Origin of the sequence: Pseudomonas sp. NPDC090203 (assembly GCF_044746765.1) — a bacterium.
Classification (GTDB): Bacteria; Pseudomonadota; Gammaproteobacteria; order Pseudomonadales; family Pseudomonadaceae; genus Aquipseudomonas; species Aquipseudomonas putida_AD.
This window is the reverse complement of record NZ_JBIVCV010000001.1, coordinates 112060-131825: the sequence shown is the minus strand read 5'-3', so window position 1 is coordinate 131825 and position 19766 is coordinate 112060. Positions and strand designations below refer to the sequence as shown.

General features: G+C 63.2%; 17 protein-coding genes. 8 read left to right on the top strand and 9 right to left on the bottom strand.

The annotated features are described in order from the left end of the window. The first annotated feature begins 14 nt into the window (after window positions 1–14). Window positions 15–683, top strand: coding sequence for a polysaccharide lyase family 7 protein (locus ACIPO9_RS00585; protein ID WP_274131974.1), 669 nt, complete (start codon window positions 15–17; stop codon window positions 681–683). Between the two features lie 126 nt (window positions 684–809). Here ACIPO9_RS00585 and ACIPO9_RS00580 read toward each other — a convergent pair whose 3' ends face one another. Both ACIPO9_RS00580 and ACIPO9_RS00575 read right to left on the bottom strand, forming a co-directional pair. Then, on the bottom strand, window positions 810–2207 hold the full coding sequence (locus ACIPO9_RS00580) for a heavy metal sensor histidine kinase (RefSeq protein ID WP_400778181.1): 1398 nt from the start codon (window positions 2205–2207) through the stop codon (window positions 810–812). Continuing rightward, on the bottom strand, window positions 2180–2875 hold the full coding sequence (locus ACIPO9_RS00575; RefSeq protein ID WP_274131979.1) for a heavy metal response regulator transcription factor: 696 nt from the start codon (window positions 2873–2875) through the stop codon (window positions 2180–2182). The genes ACIPO9_RS00580 and ACIPO9_RS00575 overlap by 28 nt, the downstream gene beginning before the upstream one ends. A gap of 252 nt (window positions 2876–3127) precedes the next feature. Here ACIPO9_RS00575 and ACIPO9_RS00570 point away from each other — a divergent pair, with 252 nt between their 5' ends. The 3 genes from ACIPO9_RS00570 to ACIPO9_RS00560 all read left to right on the top strand — a co-directional run bounded on the left by ACIPO9_RS00570 (window position 3128) and on the right by ACIPO9_RS00560 (window position 5248). Beyond that, complete coding sequence (locus ACIPO9_RS00570) at window positions 3128–3733, top strand: hypothetical protein (protein WP_400778772.1); 606 nt, start codon at window positions 3128–3130, stop codon at window positions 3731–3733. Between the two features lie 128 nt (window positions 3734–3861). Next, window positions 3862–4485: a cytochrome b/b6 domain-containing protein gene (locus ACIPO9_RS00565; RefSeq protein WP_400778178.1), complete on the top strand. Its 624-nt coding sequence runs from the start codon at window positions 3862–3864 to the stop codon at window positions 4483–4485. Then, the gene (locus ACIPO9_RS00560) at window positions 4478–5248 is read left to right on the top strand and encodes a molybdopterin-dependent oxidoreductase (RefSeq protein ID WP_400778175.1); all 771 of its coding nucleotides are present in this window, start codon (window positions 4478–4480) and stop codon (window positions 5246–5248) included. Before ACIPO9_RS00565 ends, ACIPO9_RS00560 begins: the two co-directional genes overlap by 8 nt. Window positions 5249–5402: 154 nt before the next feature. Here the strand turns inward: ACIPO9_RS00560 and efeO (ACIPO9_RS00555) are convergent, their stop codons facing one another. From efeO (ACIPO9_RS00555) to ACIPO9_RS00535, 5 genes are all read right to left on the bottom strand, one after another. After that, window positions 5403–6224 (bottom strand): iron uptake system protein EfeO, encoded by an 822-nt coding sequence (gene efeO, locus ACIPO9_RS00555; RefSeq protein ID WP_274131985.1) that lies wholly within the window; start codon window positions 6222–6224, stop codon window positions 5403–5405. A 27-nt stretch (window positions 6225–6251) separates the two neighbouring features. Then, window positions 6252–7586, bottom strand: coding sequence for an iron uptake transporter deferrochelatase/peroxidase subunit (efeB, locus tag ACIPO9_RS00550; RefSeq protein WP_400778172.1), 1335 nt, complete (start codon window positions 7584–7586; stop codon window positions 6252–6254). Between the two features lie 66 nt (window positions 7587–7652). Beyond that, entirely contained in the window at window positions 7653–8864 is a 1212-nt protein-coding gene (gene efeO / locus ACIPO9_RS00545; RefSeq protein ID WP_400778169.1) for an iron uptake system protein EfeO, read from the bottom strand. A gap of 8 nt (window positions 8865–8872) precedes the next feature. Then, the gene (gene efeU, locus ACIPO9_RS00540; protein ID WP_274131988.1) at window positions 8873–9742 is read right to left on the bottom strand and encodes an iron uptake transporter permease EfeU; all 870 of its coding nucleotides are present in this window, start codon (window positions 9740–9742) and stop codon (window positions 8873–8875) included. A gap of 323 nt (window positions 9743–10065) precedes the next feature. Continuing rightward, a complete protein-coding gene (locus ACIPO9_RS00535; protein WP_400778167.1) occupies window positions 10066–10959 on the bottom strand; it encodes a LysR family transcriptional regulator in 894 nt (297 codons plus the stop codon). A gap of 128 nt (window positions 10960–11087) precedes the next feature. Between ACIPO9_RS00535 and ACIPO9_RS00530 the strand changes: the two genes are divergently transcribed. From ACIPO9_RS00530 to ACIPO9_RS00520, 3 genes are read left to right on the top strand one after another with little or no spacing between them, the layout of a single operon-like run. Further along, window positions 11088–12380, top strand: coding sequence for a CitMHS family transporter (locus ACIPO9_RS00530; protein ID WP_400778166.1), 1293 nt, complete (start codon window positions 11088–11090; stop codon window positions 12378–12380). Next, window positions 12381–13739, top strand: a complete 1359-nt coding sequence (locus ACIPO9_RS00525) for an acyclic terpene utilization AtuA family protein (protein WP_400778164.1) — start codon at window positions 12381–12383, stop codon at window positions 13737–13739. Beyond that, on the top strand, window positions 13736–14059 hold the full coding sequence (locus ACIPO9_RS00520; protein WP_400778161.1) for a hypothetical protein: 324 nt from the start codon (window positions 13736–13738) through the stop codon (window positions 14057–14059). Before ACIPO9_RS00525 ends, ACIPO9_RS00520 begins: the two co-directional genes overlap by 4 nt. A 217-nt stretch (window positions 14060–14276) precedes the next feature. On the opposite strand, the gene ACIPO9_RS00515 is transcribed toward ACIPO9_RS00520, so the two are convergent. Continuing rightward, complete coding sequence (locus ACIPO9_RS00515) at window positions 14277–14999, bottom strand: DUF3142 domain-containing protein (RefSeq protein ID WP_400778159.1); 723 nt, start codon at window positions 14997–14999, stop codon at window positions 14277–14279. Beyond that, complete coding sequence (locus ACIPO9_RS00510; protein WP_400778157.1) at window positions 14999–17164, bottom strand: outer membrane assembly lipoprotein YfiO; 2166 nt, start codon at window positions 17162–17164, stop codon at window positions 14999–15001. Before ACIPO9_RS00510 ends, ACIPO9_RS00515 begins: the two co-directional genes overlap by 1 nt. Before the next feature lie 363 nt (window positions 17165–17527). Here ACIPO9_RS00510 and ACIPO9_RS00505 point away from each other — a divergent pair, with 363 nt between their 5' ends. Further along, window positions 17528–19654, top strand: coding sequence for a TonB-dependent siderophore receptor (locus tag ACIPO9_RS00505; RefSeq protein ID WP_400778770.1), 2127 nt, complete (start codon window positions 17528–17530; stop codon window positions 19652–19654). Window positions 19655–19766: the final 112 nt, after the last annotated feature.

Below are 19766 nucleotides of genomic sequence, written 5' to 3'. Positions count from 1 at the left end.
CCCACGAGCGCAACATGATCGATCTCGCCACCTGGAATCTCTCGGTACCCGTCGGCACACCCGCCGTCACTGTCGACACCGCCAAACTGGTCGGCGGTTATCAGGATGGGTATTTCCGTTCCGGAGACACGCTGTTTTTCTGGGCACCGGTGACCGGCTCAAAAACCGACAACGCCATCTACCCGCGTACTGAACTGCGCGAAACCTATGCCAACGGCGCGGTCCACAACTGGACCTACACCCAGGCGGACAATTTCCTGCGTGCGGCGCTGACCGTGGACCAGGTGCCGTCGTCGGGCAAGATCGTCATCGGCCAGATCCACTGCTATGGCAGCACCGAGCCGCTGATCAAGCTTGAGTACCAGTACAAGGAAAAAACCGCGACCGGCAATATCGTCGCCAAGTTTCGCCTGACCCCGACTTCGGAGCCCGAAGTGATCCAGATCGCCACCGGCGTGCGGCTCAAGGAACGCTTCACCTACACCATCCACCTGACGCCCAGCGGCGACCTGACCGTCAACGCCCACGAAATGCAATGGGGCACCCGACTGGACCAGACCTGGAATGGCAAGCAGCTGTATTTCAAGGCAGGCGTCTACACCCAGGACAACACCGGGTACGCGACTGAAGGCGGCGCGGCAACGTTTTACAAGTTGCAAATTTCCCACGATAAAAAAGCGTGAGCTTGATCCCGTAGCAGCACGGCTTGCCGGCGGGAGCGGTGTGTCATCTAGAAATTTTTACCTGACACACCGCTCCCGCCGGCAAGCGGAGCGCCGCCCGGCCGGGCTGCTACGGTGCGTAGGGATTCAGGGTTTGGGGAAGATCAGGGAAAAGCAGATCCGCCCTGACGCGGGCTGGTTCACTGTGACCTCGCCGCCATGCAACTGCATGATCGCCGCGACGATGGCCAGGCCCAGGCCGTTGGAGTCCGAGCTCTGGTGGCGCGAGGCGTCGGCGCGGTAGAAGCGGTCGAAGAGTTTGCTCAGCGCCGATTCGCTCAACACCGGTCCCTGGTTTTCCACCTCGATCTGGCAGCGATCAGCCGCATCGACCACCCGAACGTCAATCCGGCTGCCTTCGTCGGCGTAGCGAATGGCGTTGGCCACCAGGTTGCTCAGCGCCCGGCGCAACAGCAGGGGGTCGGCATCCAGTCGGCCGTCGCCTGCGATGTTCAGGGTCATCTGCCGCTCTTCGGCCAGGCCCTCGAAATACCCGGTCACCCGCTGCAGCTCATCCTCCAGCTCCAGCGGCTGACGGTTCAGCGCCGCCTGGGCGTCGTCGGCGCGAGCCAGGAACAGGATGCTCTCGACCATGCGCGAGATGCGTTCCAGCTCTTCAAGGTTGGAGGCCAGCAGTGCCTGATACTCATCGGCACTGCGCGGCTGGCGCAGCGCGACCTGACAATGCCCCATCAACGAACCCACCGGGGTGCGGATTTCATGGGCCAGGTCCGCCGAGAACTGGGTCAGGCGCTGATAGCCGTCGGCGAGGCGGTCGAGCATGGCGTTGTAGGCGTCGCTCAACTGTTGCAACTCGACCGGGGTGTCGCGGCTTTCCATGCGGCTGTCCAGCCGGGCCGGGGTGATGGCGGTGGCGTGGGCAGCCATCCGCCGCAACGGGCGCAGGCCACGGCGCAGCAGGAGGTAGCCGAGCAGGGCGGTCACGACGAAGGCCAGCGCGACGGCGAACAGGATGCGGTTGCGAAAGTTGGCCAGGGTGGCCATTTCCTTGACTGCCAGGTGCGCTGCAGTGAGGTTCACCACCTTGCCGTCGGATAGGGCCTGGGCGGTGGCAGCACGCATGGGAATCTCGTCCGGCCCCACGGCGGCGCCGCGCATGTCGTCGGTGCTCAACGGCTGACCGACGCCGACCACCGGCATCTCGGGCAGGGCAGCCTTGAGCGGATTGACCATGATGACCGGGGTCTTTCCGGGCTCGGCGATGATGAAGATGTCGTCCTCGCTGTCGAGCATGTTCTCGAACAGTTGCGGGCTGCTCCGCAGGGTTTCCAGGCTCAGGTCGTACTGCAACAGTTTGCGAAAGTGATCCAGGCGCGCCAGCACCGCGTGATCGCTGCGGGTCATGACCGAGGCTTTCATGGTTTCGTACAGGTACATCCCGGCACTGGCCACGGCGAGCATCGCCACCACCGCAAACGCCAGGGTCGAGCGCAGGGTCAGGGATGGCTGGCGTCGGGCTCGCATGGCCGCACCTCGCACACATAACCGATGCCGCGCACGGTGTGGATCAGCTTGACCGGGAAGGGCAGGTCGACCTTGCTGCGCAGGCGCTTGATCGCCACGTCCACCACGTTGGTGTCGCTGTCGAAGTTCATGTCCCACACCTCCGAGGCGATCTGCGCCCGGGACAGCACGTCGCCTTCGCGACGCAGCAACAGGTGCAGCAGGGCGAATTCCTTGTTGGTCAGGGTGATGACCTGTTGCTGGCGCGTGACGCGGCGCCGCAGCAGGTCCAGTTCCAGATCGGCCAGATGGAAATGATCGGCCTCGCGCACCACGCCCCGGCGCAGGATGGTGCGGATGCGCAGCAGCAGTTCGGTGAAGGAAAACGGTTTGACCAGGTAATCGTCGGCGCCCAGTTCCAGGCCGCGAATTCGGTCGTGAAGCTGGTCCCGGGCGGTGAGAAACAGCACCGGCACATCCTGCTTGCCGCGCAGGATCTCGATGATCTGCCAGCCGTCGATGCCCGGCAGCATCACGTCCAGCACCAGCAGGTCGTAGCGGTTTTCCAGGGCCATGTGCAGGCCGTCGGTGCCGTGCTGGGTCCAGTCGACCTTGTAGCCGGATTCGCTCAGGCCCTTCTTTAGGTATTCGCCGGTCTTGGTATCGTCTTCGATCAGCAGGATGTGCATGTAGAGGTGACGCTCGCAGAATTTGGCCGGGGCCGTACGGCTGGATGCCCCGTGGAATGCGGAGTGTAACCAACTGGCGGGGCGAGGTCGGTTACATTTTTGTCATGGGCGCAGGCGTCGGGCGAATGACAAAAATGTCATTGGCCGGTCATGGTCCAGTACCGGTTGGCGATCAACTATGGTTATCAGTTACGCAGCGACAACACATTCCCATTCGTTCTGAAACCTGCCTCAAGGAATGCATCGATGAAGATCAAGACTGCACTGTCCACCACCTTTGGCATGCTGATGCTCAGCGCCGCGGTCATGGCCTCCGCCGCCGACATGCCGGTGGTCAAGCCACTGCGCGGCACGGTCGACAGCGTCGAAAACAACACCCTGAACTTCACCACCCGCGCAGGCGCCCATCAAAGCATCGGGCTGACCGACAAGACCGGCGTGCGTCTGGTGTCCAAGGCCGACATCGCCTCGATCAAGTCCGACAGCTTCATCGGCTCGGCGGCCACGCCGCAGGCTGACGGCACGCTCAAGGCGCTGGAAGTGACGGTGTTCGAAGCGAGCCTCAAAGGTAGCGGTGAAGGCCACTACGGCTGGCAGAACGCCGATGGCAGCACCGGCACCATGACTAACGGCACTGTCGGCAAGCTGACCAACGCCAACGGCCGTACCCTGAGCGTAAGCTACAAGGGTGGCGAGAAGCAGTTGGTGGTGCCGGAAGACGTGCCGATTGCGTACGTGGAAGCAGGCAAGGTCGATGAGTTGGTCAAGGGCGCCAAGGTTGTGGTGTTCCCGGCCGAAGACGGCAAGACCGCCCGCGGTGTAGCGGTCGGCAAGGATGGGTTCCAGCCGCCGATGTAACAGGCGCATTCTTGTAGGAGCGCGCTTGCCCGCGACGGCGTCATGTCAGTCACCGAATGCGCGTCAGACATACCGTAGTCGCGGGCAAGCGCGCTCCTACAGCTATTGGCCCGTGACGAGGCTTGAAAATGAAAAAAACCAGAATTCATCCTTGGCCCGTTCGCCTCACGCACTGGATCAACGCCTTCGGCATGGTCTGCATGTTCATGAGCGGCTGGGCGATCTATAACGCCTCACCCCTGTTTGCCTTCTCATTCCCCCGTGATTTCACCCTGGGCGGCTGGCTTGGCGGGGCGCTGGCCTGGCATTTCGCGGTGATGTGGCTGTTGGTGTTCAACGGCCTGGCCTACGTGCTGTATGGCCTGTTCAGCCGCCACTTCAAACGCGACTTGTTGCCCGTCTCGCCGACGGCGGTCAAACGCGACCTGCTCGATGCCCTGCGCTTTCGCCTCAAGCATGAGAAGGGCGTGTACAACGCCGTGCAGCGGCTGATGTATTGGCTGGTGCTGGCGGCGGGCGTGCTGATCGTGGTGTCGGGCCTGGCGATCTGGAAGCCCATCCAATTGCAGGAATTGACTGCGCTGTTCGGCGGCTATGACTTCGCCCGCTTCGTGCATTTCGGCGCGATGGCGGCGATCGGTGCTTTTGTGGTGGTGCATCTGGCGCTGGTGTTGCTGGTGCCCAAGACCCTGTTGCCGATGATTACCGGCGGGGTGCGGCCAGTGGAAAGCGGGAAGACTGAACATGATTGAGCCCAAGAAACGCGCGATCCAGCGCATCCGCCTGGAACCTGCGCAACAGACACAACTGGAAAACCTGCAACGGCGGCATTTCCTCAAAGGCGGCCTGACCGTCGGCGCCATGGCCATGCTCAGCGGCTGCAATCTGCAGGACGGCGATCAGGTGGACAAGGTGCTGTGGTCCATGTCGCGCTGGAACGACCGGGTCCAGGCCTGGCTGTTCAGCGGGCAGAAACTGGCGCCGACCTTCAGCAAGGACAAGATCCGCAACCCGTTCCCGTTCAACGCCTATTACGCCGAGGACGACATCCCCGACCTGGACGTGGCGGACTGGAAGCTCGGCGTATCAGGGCTGGTGCGTGACAAGGCGTCGTGGACCCTGGACGGCCTGCGCAAACTGCCACAGCGCACCGACATCACGCGGCTGATCTGCGTCGAAGGCTGGAGCGCGATAGGGCAGTGGGGCGGGGTGCCGTTGCGCACCTTCCTTGAGCATGTCGGGGCGGACACCACGGCGAAATTCGTCGGCTTCAAATGTGCCGATCGCTACTACTCAAGCCTGGACATGCCCACCGCGCTGCACCCGCAGACGCTGCTGGCACTGGATTTCGGCGAAGTGGCGCTGCCACCGTCCTACGGCTATCCGCTGCGCATTCGCGTGCCGACCAAGCTGGGCTTCAAGAACCCCAAGCACATCGTCGAGATCTTCGTGACCAATGATTACCCGGGCGGGTATTGGGAGGATCAAGGGTATAACTGGTTTAGCGGGATTTAAGCCGCTGGAGGGAGATGTTGATGATCGTTCCCACGCTCCGCGTGGTAACGCCGCCCGGGACGCTCTGCGTCTCTTGCCGGGATGACGCAGAGCGTCATGGGAGACATGCCCACGCAGAGCGTGGGCACGATCAATATCACAAACGCGGCAGGACTCAGTTCAGACCGAGTTTGCCACGCATCTGCGACAGGTCTTCAGCCAGGGTGTTGACCGGGCCAGCCAGGGCCTTGCGGTCGGCTTCCTTGACCTTGTCGTAGGTCTCGTAGCCGCCGTCCTTGGTCTTGTACTTGGCCAGGATCTTGTCCACGGTGGCGAAGTTCTTGTCGACCTTGGCGACGAACGCAGCGTCAGACTTCTGCAGTTGTGGCTTGAACAGGTCGACGATTTTCTTCGAGCCGTCAACGTTGCCCTGGAAGTCATAGAGGTCAGTGTGGCTGTAACGGTCTTCTTCACCGGACAGCTTGGTCGCAGCGACTTCTTCCATCAGCGCGGCAGCACCGCCCACCACTTTCTCTGGCGGGAAGGTCATGTCGGCAATGCGCGATTGCAGCTCTTTGACGTCAGCCAGCAGCTTGTCGGCGAACACAGCCTGATCCTTGGTGGTGTTCTGCGAGAACAGGGCGTGCTCCAGACGGTGGAAACCGGTGAAGTCGTCAGCCTTCACGCCGTTTTCGTGGTCGTCTTCGCGGGAGTCGATCGAGGCGTCCAGGTCACTGAACAGCTCGGCGATCGGCTCGATGGACTCGTAGGAAACGCGAGTGGTCGGGAACAGCTTCTTGGCCGTTGCCAGATCGCCTTTCTTCACGGCGTCGGTGAATTTCTGGGTCTCTGCCACCAGTGTGTCGACGTGCTCCGACACGTAGATCTTGTAGTCCGAAACCGGCGTTACCAGATCCAGTGGCGCGGTAGCCGCGAACACCGATGGGGTCTGCAACAAGCCAAGGGTAACCAACAGCGCGAGAGGCGACTTTTTCATGGAGCTCTTCCTGTGAGGTAAGGGTTGTCAGGCAGTTTTTGTTTTTACAGCGGCGGCAGCGGCCAGCAACGACCGGCCAATGAAATCGTTGTTGTCCACGACGCCCGGCAGGGTGAAGAAATAACCGCCGCCGGTGGGCTTGAGGTACTCCTCCAGCGGCTCGCCGTTCAGCCGGGTCTGGACCGTGATGAAGCCTTTTTCCAGGTCCTGCTGGTAGCAGATGAACAACAGCCCCATGTCCAGCTGGCCGTTCTTGTTGACGCCGTTGGAGTAGTTGAACGGGCGACGCAGGATCAGGTTCTTCTGGGTGTCCGCGGTGCGCGGGTTGGCCAGGCGGATGTGCGAATCCAGGCGGGTGATCTTGCCTTCCGGGTCCTTCTTGTAATCCGGGACGTCGGTTTCGCTCTTGCCATCCATCGGCGCGCCGGCGGCCTTGGTGCGGCCAAAGATCGACTCCTGCTCCTGCAGTGGCGTGCGGTCCCAGCGCTCGACGAAGTTGCGGATGATCCGCACCGCCTGATAGCTGCCGTTGACCGCCCAGGCTGGTTCGTCGCTGTCCGGCTGGACCCAGACCAGCTCGTTCATGGTCTTCTGGTTGTTGGAGTCCGGGTTGGCCGAGCCATCACGGAAACCCAGGAAGTTGCGCGCGCTTTCCGGCTGCTGACCCGGCTTGAGCGGGGCCTGGGCCGGCACGGTGCCTTCCTGTTTCCAGCGCACCATGAGCAGGTCCGGCAGGTTCTTCACGATGTCGCGCAGAGCGTGGATGTTGCTGTCCGGCGCGTTGGAGCAGAACTGGATGCTCAGGTCGCCGTGGCAGCAGGCGGCTTCCAGTGCATCGTTGGGGAAGCCGACCATGCGTTGCAGGCGCTTGGGCTTGACGGCTTCCAGGCCGAAGCGCTCGTCGAACAGCGAGTCACCCACCGACACGGTGATGGTCAGGTTGTCAGGCGTCACTACAGGGCCGAGGATGCCGGAATCCAGCGGCGGCAGCTTCGGATCGACCTGGGGCACCGGGCCGCCGGTCATCAGGAAGGCGATGCGGTCGTTGAGGGTGCGGAACATGCGCTCCAGGTCTTCGCGGTCCTGGGCCAGCACGTCGAAGGACACCATCATCCCGGCCACCGGGCGCGGGGTGACGATGCCGCTCTGGTGGACGCCGTGGAAATCGTTGTGGTCCTGGGTCTTCTCGCTTTTCGGCGCTTCAGTCACTTGCGCAGGGGCAGGCTGTCCCGAGGTACTGCCGGCCAGGGCGTTGCCGCTCAGGCTGGCACCGGCAATGGCAGCGCCAGCAGCGCCCAGACCGAGCAGGACACGACGGCGTTCAGCGGAAATCGGCGCGTTGGATGAATCAAAATCTTTCATGTTGGAGGCTTACTTCGCTCTGGTTTCAGGGCCGGGCGGATGCGTCGAACACCCGCCCGGGGGCGCTTACAGGCCGGTGAGGCCCAGGGCCGGATCGATTCCATCGAGTGCATCGGCCAGTGCCTTGGCCTTGTCCGAAATCTGTTTCTTCTGCTCGCTGCTGACCTGGTCGTACGGCTTGTAGCCGTCGTCGGTCTTGAGCATGACCAGTTGATCGTCGAGGGCGGTGGCCGCGTCGTCGATCTTTTTGAGTACGTCGCCCGAGGTCTTGCTCAGCAGAGGGCGCAGCAGGTCGACGACCTTGCGCGTGCCTTCAAGGTTGGCGGCGAAACCTGTGACATCGACGTGGCTGTAGCGCTCTTCCTCGCCGTTGCTGCGGATCTCGGCCAGGCTTCTGATGTTGCGCACCACCATGCTCGCCAGTTGCTCGGGGGCGATGCTCTGGGCCAGCAGTTGTTCTTTCAGGGAGGCGATGTCGCTTTGCAGTTTCTGCACGACAGGCGCCAGGCCATCGACCGACTTCTGCGAGAACAGGCCGAATTCGATGCGGTGGAAGCCGCCGAAGCCTGGGTCCTGCTCGCGTTTTTCGAAGTAGTCGGCGCGTGCGTTGATGGCGTTGTCCAGTTCCGCCAGACGCTGGGCAGCCGGGGCAATGCGCTGATAGGCAGCGCGGGCCGGGGCATACGCTTGCTGGGCCTTGGTCAGGTCGCCGCTTTCGATGGCTTGCTGCAGGTCGGTGACGGCGCGGATCAGCGCGCTGCTGCGGGTGCTCAGGTAGACGCGGTATTCGGACAGCGGCCCGATGAACGCCACCATTGAAGGACGGGCCTTGGCCGCAGCGTCGGATTCGGCGGTCGGGGTCACGTGCAGGGTGCCGCGCGGGTTGCTCAACAGACCGCAAGTGATGGCGTAGTCGCCCGGCTGCAGGTTGGCGTTGATGATCTGGCTCAGGCCCGGAACGATGTTTTCACGCTCCTCGACCACCAGCACGCCGTCGAGGATTTCCCACTCCACGGCACGCTCGGAGGCGTTGACGATACGGAACGCATTCTTGCCCGCCGGAACGGTGATTTCGTTCGGCTCGCAGTTCTTGGCGTGGATGGTGACCACGGTTTCGTTGCCGCTGTTGGCCACGCGCTTTTTGTGCGCGGCCTGGGATGCGAAATAGAACATGGCGCCTGCCGCGATCATCAGCAGTACCGAGCCTGCGACGGCGAACTGCAGGGCGCGAGGTGGCTTGGCTTTCTTGGGCGGAAGGCCGTTGGGACTGGAGGTCATGGTTGCCCTTATTTGTTCGAAACTGAAGTGGAGTGGCCGTGTTCATGGGCAGGCCGGGTGGGCAGACTCACCACCTTGGCCTGCGGCTTGAAGAACAGGACCAGTGCGAAGACCAGATAGGCCAGGTAGGCCACCAGTACGCTGACGCTTGGCGCGTCCTGATAACCGAACATGCCGGCCAGCACCGAGCCGGTCGGGCCGTCCATCGGCAGGATCGGGCTGATGTCGAAGACCACTTCCTGGAAGTAGTTCCAGATCCCGGCTTCATGCAGCGAGCGCACCGAGTTGGCCAGGATGCCTGCCGCCACGATGAGGATGAACAGGCCGGTGTAGCGGAAGAACATGCTCAGGTTCAGGCGCATGCTGCCTTTGTAGATGGCGATGCCGATCGCGACCGCGATGATAAGGCCCAGCAACGCGCCCAGCGGGCCGGATGCGCCTTCGCTCTGCTGGAACACGGCCAGCAGGAAGAACACGGTTTCAAGGCTTTCGCGGGCCACGGCGAAGAACACCATGGCGATCAGGGCGTAGGTCTGGTTCCTGGAGCCGGCGAGGGCGGCGTCCAGGGACTGATGGAGATCATGCTTGACCGACCGCGCGACCTTGCGCATCCATACAACCATGGAACTGAGGATGACCACGGCGATCAGGCCGACCACACCTTCGAACAGTTCCTGTTGCTTCTGCGGGAACTCGGCGCTGACCATTTCCAGGCCGCCGCCGACGAACAGCGCCAGCGCTGCCGCGAGGAAGACCCCGATCCATACGGCTGGCATCCACTCGCCACGGCCGGTCTGCTTCAGGTAGCTGGCGATGATGCCAACGATAAGCGCGGCCTCAATCCCCTCGCGCAACATGATCAAGAATGGAACAAGCATTTATCACCGAAGTAAATCTGATAGGGTGTGCAGCGTGAACGCGTACTGGAGCCATTCGCATTCAGCCAATGTGTAACATAATGATACTCATTATTGAATGAGCATACTTGTTTTTTTGCTTTTTTCAGGATTTGTGCAGGTGTTCAGGTGGCGTTCAGCCATGGGGCAGCTGCAAGCTTAAAGCCGCAAGCTGCAAGAGGGATTTGCGTTGTGCCGGGACCCCGTAGCAGCACGGCTTGCCGGCGGGAGCGGCGGATCAGCCAGAATTTGCGTATCTGACACACCGCTCCCGCCGGCAAGCGGAGCGCCGCCCGGCCGGGCTGCTACGTAGTGATCGTCGGCAGGGATTTCTTCATCAGATCGGCGAATCGTGTCGCTGCGGGGCTCAGGCTGAAGCCGGTGCGGGTTATCAGGCCGATCTCCCGGTTCACCCCCGCATGCTCAATGCGCACCTGCACCAGGTCACCCCGGCCTTCGTCGGCGGATTCGGGTAGCAGTGTCATCCCCAGCCCTTGACGCACCAGGGCCATGACCGTGGACATGTAGTTCGCTTCCAGCCCCGGCGTCAGAATCAATCCCTCGTCGGCAAAGAGTTGTTCCACCCGTTCACGCACGCTGCTGTCGCGGCCGGTGAGGATGATCGGTTGGCCGGCCAGTTCAGCCAGCGCAATCGAACCGCGCTCGGCCAGGGGATGATCCAGCGGCACGAACAGGCTCAGCCGGTCCATCATCACCACCTCGAACTCCAGCCCGTGGCTCAGCCGGGCCCGCACCCCCAGGCCGAAATCCACTTCGCCTTCACGCACCAGCGCGTCGATGCGCTGGGCCACCACGTCCCGCAGTCGCACTTCGACGCCCGGAAACTGCTCGCGGAAGGTTTTGAGGATCGGCGGCAGAGCGCCTGAACACATCGAGGGCAGGGCGGCGATGGTCACCACGCCCCGGCGCAGGGCGGCAAGATCCCTTGAGCCGCTGACGATGTTGTCCAGGTCAAGCAGCAGCTTTTCCATCGGCCCGCGATTGTTCTGCCCGGCGGCGGTCAGGCTGACATGGCGCGGGCTGCGTTCGAGCAGGGTGACGCCGAGCCAGTCTTCCAGTTGCTGGATCTGCACGGTCAGCGCCGAGGGCGAAAGGTTCAGCTCCACCGCCGCCTTGGCAAAGCTGCCGCTGTTGGCCACGGCCAGGAAGGCGCGGATGTGTTGGATCGAGTTTTTCATGTTCGGATTTTCCGAATGTGAGACTGCAAACATTTCAATTTACAAATCTTACCCCCGTTTTGATACTCGATGAAAACAACAACAGCTCATTCCATGCACTGTGCAGAGGAATGACCAAGGATCCGTCCATGCCCGCCACGCTCGGTGTCATTACTATTCTTTGCTTGCTCGCCGCCGTCATGAGCAAGCGCCTCTCGCCCCTGGTCGCGTTGATCGCCTTGCCGATCATTGCCGCATTGATCGGCGGTTTCGGCCTGCAAACCAGCGCCTTCATCATCACCGGTATCAAGAACGTCGCGCCCGTGGTCGGCATGTTCGTGTTCGCCATCCTGTTCTTCGGGGTGATGACCGACGCCGGGATGCTGGACCCGATCATCGACCGCATCCTGCGCACAGTCGGCACCCGGCCTACTCGCATTGTGGTGGGGACAGCGCTGCTGGCGTTGCTGGTGCACCTGGATGGCTCCGGCGCCGTGACCTTTCTGGTGACGATTCCGGCGATGCTGCCGCTGTACACCCGGCTGGGCATCGACCGCAGGATTCTCGCCTGTGTCGCGGCGATGGCCGCAGGGGTGAACTTCCTGCCCTGGACCGGCCCGGTGCTGCGTTCCTCGGCGGCCCTGCACGTGCCGGTGGCGGACCTGTTCCAGCCGTTGATTCCGGTGCAGATCGTCGGCCTTGCCTTCGTATTTATCAGTGCCTGGTTGCTGGGCCGTCGTGAAGAAAAGCGCCTGGGCCTGGGCAAGGGCGTGAACGTCGATGTCGTGCCCCAGCGCGTGCTGACCGAGCAGGAAGAAGTGCTGCGCCGTCCGCGTTTGTTCTGGCTCAATCTGCTGCTGACCATCGTGGTCATGGCGGTGATGATTGCCGGCTGGGTCGATCCAGTGGTGATGTTCATGGTCGGCACTGTGCTTGCGTTGTGTATCAACTACCCCAACGTCGACGCCCAGCGGGCGCGCATCGATGCCCATGCCAAGACCGCCCTGACCATGGCCAGCATTCTTCTGGCGGCGGGGGTGTTCACCGGCATCATGCAGGGCACCGGGATGCTCAAGGCCATGGCCGAGGTGGCGGTGGCGCAGATTCCGGCCGGGCACGGCAAGTTGATTCCGATGGTGGTGGGCTTCCTGTCCATGCCGCTGAGCCTGTTATTCGACCCCGATTCGTTCTATTTCGGCGTGATGCCGGTGATTGCCGAGGTGGGCCGCACCCTGGGCATCGACCCGCTGCAGGTGGCCCAGGCGTCGCTGCTGGGCGTGCACACCACGGGCTTCCCGGTCAGCCCCCTGACGCCTGCGACCTTCCTGCTGGTGGGCCTGTGCAAGATCGAACTGGCGGACCATCAGCGTTTCACCATCCCGTTCCTGTTTGGCGCCTCGGTGCTGATGACCCTGACCGCACTGCTGCTGGGAGTGTTTTGAATGAAAACCCTACGTATTGGCTCCGGCGCCGGCTACTCGGGTGACCGCATCGAGCCCGCTGTGGAACTGGCCGAAAAGGGCGAGCTGGATTACCTGGTTTTCGAGTGCCTGGCCGAGCGCACCATCGCGCTGGCGCAACAGGCGCGGCTGGCGGACCCCGAGGCCGGTTTCGATCCGCTGTTGTCCGAGCGCATGCGCCGGGTGCTGCCGTTCGTGGCCCGTGGGCGTGAAGCCGGGCAGCGCCGCTTGCGCATCATCAGCAACATGGGCGCGGCCAACCCTCTGTCGGCCGCGCGCGAAGTGCGGCGCATTGCAGCCGAGTTGGGGCTGCACGGTCTGACCGTGGCCGCGCTGACCGGCGATGACGTGCTCGCGCAACTGCCTCCCGAACAGTTGCTCGACAACGGCGCCACGGTCGGTTCACTGGGCGAGCGGCTGATTTCCGCCAACGCTTATCTGGGCGCCGAAGGCATCGTCGAAGCGCTCAAGGCCGACGCCGATGTGGTGATCACAGGGCGCGTGGCGGACCCTTCATTGTTTCTCGCGCCACAGCTGTTCGAATTCGGCTGGGCTCATGACGACTGGACGCGGCTGGGGCGCGGCACCCTGATCGGACATCTGCTCGAATGCGCGGGGCAGATCACCGGCGGCTATTTTGCCGATCCGGGGGTGAAGGACGTGCCCGATCTGGCACGCCTGGGTTTCCCGCTGGCGGAAGTGGACGCCGAGGGCAGGGCGGTCATCAGCAAGGTCGCAGGCTCTGGCGGGCGGATCGACACCGCGACCTGCACTGAGCAGATGATCTACGAGGTGCATGATCCCTCGGCGTACCTGACGCCGGACGTCACGGCTGATTTCTCCGCTGTGTCGTTCAGCACCATCGCCGCCAATCAGGTGAGGGCCGACGGCGCCAATGGTCGTGCCCGCCCGCCGACGCTGAAGGTGTCGGTGGGTTACCTGGATGGCTGGGTCGGCGAGGGGCAGATTTCCTATGGCGGCCCCGGCGCGCTGGCCCGCGCGCAACTGGCCCGTGAGGTGGTGCTGGAACGACTGAAGCTCACCGGTGTGGTCTGTGATGAAGTGCGCGCCGACCTGATGGGCGTCGACTCGCTGCACGGCGCCGAACTGGGTTCCCGCGCAGGTGGTGAGCCGTGGGAAGTGCGCTTGCGGGTGGCCGGTCGCTGCGCAGACAAGGCCCAGGCGGTGCGGATTGGCAACGAAGTGGAAACCCTCTACACCAACGGCCCCTATGGCGGCGGCGGGGCGACCAAAGGGGTGCGGCAGGTGGTGGCGGTGGCGTCGCTGTTGCTGCCCCGGGATGCGGTCACGCCGCAGGTTCATCTGGAGGATGCATCGTGAGTTCAGTCAAATTACGCGAGCTGGCCCATTCCCGTACCGGTGACAAGGGCGATACCTCGAATATTTCGGTGGTTGCGTTCAGGGCCGAGGATTATCCACGGCTGGTCGAGCAACTGACCGCTGAGCGTGTGGCTGCCCACTTTGCCCAGTTGCTGAATCCAGAGGCAGGGGCGGTACGGCGCTATGAACTGCCCAACGTGCAGGCGCTGAATTTCGTGCTGCCGGGGATTCTCAAGGGCGGGGTGACAAGATCCCTGGCGCTGGATGCCCATGGCAAGGCGCTGGGGGCTGCGTTGCTGGATATCGAGATCGAAGTCTGACCGAGATCAATTGGCATGACGCAGATCCATCGCCATGGCACAGATTCACTGTAGGAGCGCGCTTGCCCGCGACGGCGGCGTGTCAGATATATCACCGGCCCAGGCACGGCCCTGTCGCGGGCAAGCGCGCTCCTACAGTGGTGATGCAGTGTGTCAGTTGATGAAGGTGGAGCCGATGGACCGCCGTCGCGGGCGAGCGCCCCCGCAGGGTTCAGTGTCAGTCTCGGGATTGGCGATTCTGCAAAAACACCACATACCCCCGAAACCACGGGCTGCTCTGCAAATACTCCGGCGCGGTCCAGTCGCCGCCCTGAATCAGACCGACCTTGAACGGCAACCCAAGCCGGCTCATGCGGGGCAGGTAGGCGGCGTAGTCGGGGATGCTGTGGCGGCCCTGATACGTCTGCACCACCACCTCGTCCACCACGCCCTGCAACTGGGCGATGGCCTGCGGGTCGGCGTTGCTGCTCCAGTCCATCAGCCCGGTGATGCTCAGTTTGTAGCGGGCGGGCAGGCGTTGGCGCAGGTCCTTGAGAAAGGTCACGTACTCTTGCAGGTAGCGGGTGCGGGCGTCGAAATCGATCTGGATGCCGGTCACCGCATTGCCTGCCTGTTGCCAACGCGATACCTGCCCCAGCAACTGGCTGTAGACGGCTTCCGGCCAGCGCAGGGTGTGGGCGCGGTAGACGATCCACAGGTCCTGTTGCGGCAAGCGGCGTACGCCCATGCCCTGAGCGATGAAGTCCACCCGCTGGCGGTCACGACGGGGTGCGAAGATCTGGCCCTGCAACACATACAGCGTGCGCGCCTGATCCAGCACCGGCTGCGAGGCGACGCCGCTCCACAGCCAGAACGCATCGTGGTCCCGCGCATCCACTGCCGCCCAAGCCGGGCTGCCGGCGAGCATTGCCAGCAGCAGCGCGATCAACCGCCTCTTCATTACCAGTAGTACTGCAGCGACTTGCTCCACGACGTCGCGGCGTAGGTGCTCTTCAACTGCTTGAACCAGCCTTTGCGCACCGACTGCGCTACGTCCTTGCCGCCGCAGCTGTTATAGCCCGAAGGCGCGTAGCAGTTGATGGCGCGGTACAGGGCGTAGGCCTTGTCGTCGCGGGTGGCGGCGCTGTTGGCGATCACTGCCTGATAGCCGTCCAGACGCGAGAACACAGGTCCCTTGAACCCCGGCTCGCTGCTTGCCAGTTGCGGCGCGGCAGGGCGCTGGTCCAGGGGCATGCTGTCCAGGCCGTTGCGCAGGATGAACTCACCCAGGCAGTTCAGGCCCTTGGCGTCCTTGCCGTTGGCCTGCAAGGCGGCAGCGGTTTCGCCGATGCTCGGGCAGGCGTAGCTGGACTCGGCCTTGTCGCCGTTCCAGTGGAACAGTTGCAGGCTCTGCCCGTCGCCGTAGACGTAGCCCAGGCTGGTGCCGAGCTTTTCTTCGGAAGCCTTGGTCGGCAGCGCCTTGAGGGCTTCGGCGAAAGCTGCGTACTGGCCGTACAGCAGAGTCTTGTACAGCAGCACGAACTGCGCGGTGGCTTTCTCGGTGGGGCTGATGCCTTGGGTGATCTGCTGGTGCAGCAACTCGTTGCCGGCAACCTTGCCCAGCAGGATCAGACGCACTTGCGCCGACTGGATCGGCGAGTCGGCGGCGAAAACTTTGTCCAGTTGGCCGCTGTGTTCGTAGTTCATCGCCAGGGCCAGTTCCAGTTGGTCCCGTTGTAACGGCTGTTTGGCCTGCGGCAACAACTTCAGCCACAGCGCCTGGGCCGCCGGCAGGTCATTGCTCGCTTCCAGCGCCAGGCCGCGCAGGGTCTGCTGGCTGAAGGCGAAATAATCGAGGTTGTCGGGAATGTCCTTGGGCAACAGTTTCAGCGCATCGCTTGGGTTCTTCTCGATATAGAACGCGAACACCGCCTGCAAGTAATCGAACATCGCCGGTTGCTCGGCAAACACCGCCTTGTGCGCCTGCAATTGTTCGCGGGTCATTTTCGACGCGCCGTCCGGGCGCATGAGCATCAGGTCATGGGTCGCGGTCAGCAGCGGACTGTCGAGCTTGTCGGGCGCGGACATCAGCAGCTTGTTGTCCGCCTCCTGAATCAGCGCGTCCATCGAAGCGTTGCGCTGCTGGTCTTCGGCCTTGGTCAGTTGCCAGTCGTAGTCCCCGGCGAGTTTTTCGCTCTCGCCCGCCAGCCAGTGCACACGCCGCAGCAGGCCCTTGGCCGAAATCGCGTAGGTGCCTTTCGGGTAGGCGCTCAGGTACTGGTCGAACGCCTGTGCGACCTTGGCGTAAGGCGCAGGGTCCATGTTGTCCTTGCGCGTGCCGTACTCGTCGAATGCATCCTGCTGGGCATCGTTCAGGCGGGTGCGGGCGATCATGTACAGCGCGGTTTCCTTGAGCCATGGCTGGGCGCTGTCGGCGAGGCTCGCGAAGCCGTTTTCGGCGTCGGCAAAATGGCCGCTGTAGAAGTCCGAGGCGGCTTTGAGGTAGATGAGAAAGCCCAGGCCCTCGGCCGACTGGATGCCGGTGGGCAGCAGTGCTGCCAGTTTCTCGCCTTCCCAGGTGCAGGCGTCGAGCAGTTGCACCCGGCTGCGGGCCAGGCTCTGGCGTTCGGCATCGGGCAGGGCGGCGCTGGCCTGCAACTGGCTGATGAACTGCGCGGCGCTGTCATCGCGGTTGCTGCGGCAGCGGCTGCCTTCGCCTTGCAGGAAGGCCTGGCCTGCGCTGTCGGTGGAGTCGCGCTTGATGCCGAGTTTCTCCAGCAACTCGCCCAGCGCGGCCTTGCCTGACTCTTCGCTTTCGTCACCCTCGATCTGTGCGATGTCCAGCCGCGCCACGGCGAATGGCACCGGGCCGAAACCCTCGGCCAGCTCGTCTTCGCCCAAGGCATTGGGCTTGATCTCCAGCGCCTTGCGGTCGGCGAGCAATAGCCGCAGGTTGACCCGGCTGTCGTTGCCGGGCGTGAGGAATGCCAGGTTGTTGCAGACATCCAGCGAGTCGCGCAGCAGCGACCAGTTGGGGTAGCAGGAGTCGTCACCGCTGGCCTGAGCCTGGCCGCAGAGGGTCGCACCGATGAGCAATGCAAGAGGAGTCAGGGAGCGGGTACGCATGAACAATCCTTGATTTCGCTACGCAGGAGGAGGGTGGAGCGGGGCGAATGATACAGCTTGTTTTCGAAAGCGGGATTGATGGCACTTTGATGGTGGCCAAGCTGTAGGAGCGCGCTTGCCCGCGACGACGGTGTGTCAGGCACATCTGCGGTGACAGGCACACCGCCGTCGCGGGCAAGCGCGCTCCTACAGGTGTCAAAGGGTGCTTGGGTTTTTTTTCAAAAAAACAGGTGAGGTAAATCCCCTCGGCATCCGTGTAGTGAGAATCAGATTCGTTTCCAGCGAACGCCATCACTACTCGACACCCAGGGTTTTCCGTTCATGACAGCCTCATCCGTTTCTCCCGCTTTTCGTCCCGCCTCCCTGTTGGGAGTCTGTTCGGCCACGGCGCTGCTGTGCTCGCTGGGCATGGGTTCCGTTGCCCAGGCTGCGGAAATGCAGCTGGACGCCGTCAACATCGACGCCAGCTCCCAGCGTGAAATCAGCGAGACCGAGCACAGCCGCACCAGTTATCAGGCGCGCAAGGCCTCGGTTGCCACCCGTACCGAAACGCCGCTGGTCGAAGTGCCGCAGACGGTGAACGTGGTCACCAACCGGGTCATCGAGGACCGCCAGCCCAACAGCCTGGACGAGGCGATCAATGCGGTCAGCGGGGTCAAGCAGGGCAACACCCTGGGCGGTACCCAGGATGCGATCCAGAAGCGCGGCTTCGGCACCAACCGCGACAACTCGATCATGCGCGATGGCATGCAGTCGGTGCAGGCACGCAACTTCACCCCGACCACCGAGCGCATCGAAGTGCTCAAGGGACCGGCCTCGATGCTCTATGGCGTGCAGGACCCGGGCGGGGTCATCAACGTGGTGACCAAGAAGCCGCAACTGGAGGCCGCCCATTCCATCTCCGCGTTCGGCACCAGCTTCGGTGGCGGCGGCGAGCAGATCGACCTGACGGGCCCCATCGGCACCAACGGCCTGGCCTATCGCGTCATCGCCGACAAGCAGAACTACGACTACTGGCGCAATTTCGGCAGCATCGACCAGTCGGTGATCGCGCCGTCCCTGGCCTGGTATGGCGACGACACCACGGTCTCGGTGGCCTATGAGCACATGGAATATTCGGTGCCCTTCGACCGTGGCACGCAGATCAACACCAGGACCGGCAAGGTGCTGGACATCCCGCGCAATCGCCGTCTGGACGAGCCGTTCAACGTCACCACCGGGCGCTCCGATTCCATGGACCTGCGCATGGACCACCGCCTCAACGACACCTGGACCCTGCGCACCGGCTACGCCTACAGCCGCAACTACTACAACGACTATCAGTCGCGCTTCATCTCGGCCAATTACAACACCGGTGCGGTGACCCGCCGTGGCGATGCCACCCGTGACGCGGTGCAGTTCGCCCACACCGCCACCGTCAACATGCTCGGCAACCTGTACTGGGGCGACATGCGCCACGAGGTGTTGTTCGGCGCCGACTACATGAAGAACGACCGCGAGCTGGGCGACCTGTACCGCAGCGCCAACCGCACCGATTTCAACTACAACGCGCCGGTCTATGGCGTGACCCAGCAGCCGAGCACGGTCAGCGCGCCGAACAGCGACCAGACCGATCACCTGCGCACCCACGCGTTCTTCGTCCAGGACGCCATTCACCTCAACGATCAGTGGATCTTCCAGGCGGGCCTGCGCTACGACGCCTTCGACGAGATGACTGGCAAGGGCCGACCGTTCGTGGTCGGTGCCGATGTGAAGGACAGCAAGGTCGTGCCCCGTGTCGGGCTGGTGTACCTGATTCAGCCGGACTGGTCGGTGTACGGCAGCTACACCGAGTCGTTCCGCCCCAACACCTCGATTGCCTCGCCCATCGGTGATTTGCCGCCGGAGGAGGGCAAGGCCTATGAGATCGGCACCAAGTTCCAGAACGATGCGATCACCGCCACCGTGGCGCTGTTCAACATCAACAAGCAGAACGTGCAGACCAGCGAGCCCTGTGGCACCGAGACCTGCACCCGGGTGTCGGGCGAGGTGCGTTCGAGGGGGCTTGAGGCGGACATCACCGGGCAGATCAACGAGTTCTGGAGCCTGACCGGCAGCTACGCCTACACCGACACCAAGGTGCTGGAAGACCCGATTCTCAAGGGCCAGCCGCTCGACGGCGTGTCGAAACACACCGGCGCCCTGTACCTGACCCGCGACTTAGGCCATGTGGGCATTGGTGACCTGCGCGCCGGTGCCGGTGCGCGTTTCGCCAGTCGCTGGGGCGTGAACGACGGCGCCGGGAAGGAGTACTACCTGCCTTCGTCGAAAGTGGCCGATGCCTTTGTTTCCTACAAGATGAAGCTCGATGAACGCGATTTGACCCTGCAGTTGAACCTCAAGAACATGTTCGACGAGAAGTACTACACCTCGGCCAGCGGCTTGGGGTCGCCTGCCATCTCCATCGGCGAACCGCGCCAGTTGGTGGCGCGGGCGAAGCTTGAGTTCTAAGCAACACAAATGACCCCGTAGCAGCACGGCTTGCCGGCGGGGGGGGGGTGTGAGCCCGCCCATATTCGTCTGGCACACCCCCCCCCCCCGGCACCCCGGCGGCAAAGGGGTG

Excerpts from the sequence above, each read along its gene's own strand:
- ACIPO9_RS00525 (WP_400778164.1), top strand. The coding sequence starts at position 12,381 with ATGAAAACCCTACGTATTGGCTCCGGCGCCGGCTACTCGGGTGACCGC.
- efeO (WP_274131985.1), bottom strand. The coding sequence starts at position 6,224 with ATGAAAAAGTCGCCTCTCGCGCTGTTGGTTACCCTTGGCTTGTTGCAG.
- efeO (WP_400778169.1), bottom strand. The coding sequence starts at position 8,864 with ATGACCTCCAGTCCCAACGGCCTTCCGCCCAAGAAAGCCAAGCCACCT.
- ACIPO9_RS00510 (WP_400778157.1), bottom strand. The coding sequence starts at position 17,164 with ATGCGTACCCGCTCCCTGACTCCTCTTGCATTGCTCATCGGTGCGACC.
- ACIPO9_RS00530 (WP_400778166.1), top strand. The coding sequence starts at position 11,088 with ATGCCCGCCACGCTCGGTGTCATTACTATTCTTTGCTTGCTCGCCGCC.
- ACIPO9_RS00515 (WP_400778159.1), bottom strand. The coding sequence starts at position 14,999 with ATGAAGAGGCGGTTGATCGCGCTGCTGCTGGCAATGCTCGCCGGCAGC.
- ACIPO9_RS00580 (WP_400778181.1), bottom strand. The coding sequence starts at position 2,207 with ATGCGAGCCCGACGCCAGCCATCCCTGACCCTGCGCTCGACCCTGGCG.
- ACIPO9_RS00565 (WP_400778178.1), top strand. The coding sequence starts at position 3,862 with ATGAAAAAAACCAGAATTCATCCTTGGCCCGTTCGCCTCACGCACTGG.
- ACIPO9_RS00560 (WP_400778175.1), top strand. The coding sequence starts at position 4,478 with ATGATTGAGCCCAAGAAACGCGCGATCCAGCGCATCCGCCTGGAACCT.
- ACIPO9_RS00575 (WP_274131979.1), bottom strand. The coding sequence starts at position 2,875 with ATGCACATCCTGCTGATCGAAGACGATACCAAGACCGGCGAATACCTA.
- ACIPO9_RS00585 (WP_274131974.1), top strand. The coding sequence starts at position 15 with ATGATCGATCTCGCCACCTGGAATCTCTCGGTACCCGTCGGCACACCC.
- ACIPO9_RS00535 (WP_400778167.1), bottom strand. The coding sequence starts at position 10,959 with ATGAAAAACTCGATCCAACACATCCGCGCCTTCCTGGCCGTGGCCAAC.
- efeU (WP_274131988.1), bottom strand. The coding sequence starts at position 9,742 with ATGCTTGTTCCATTCTTGATCATGTTGCGCGAGGGGATTGAGGCCGCG.
- efeB (WP_400778172.1), bottom strand. The coding sequence starts at position 7,586 with ATGAAAGATTTTGATTCATCCAACGCGCCGATTTCCGCTGAACGCCGT.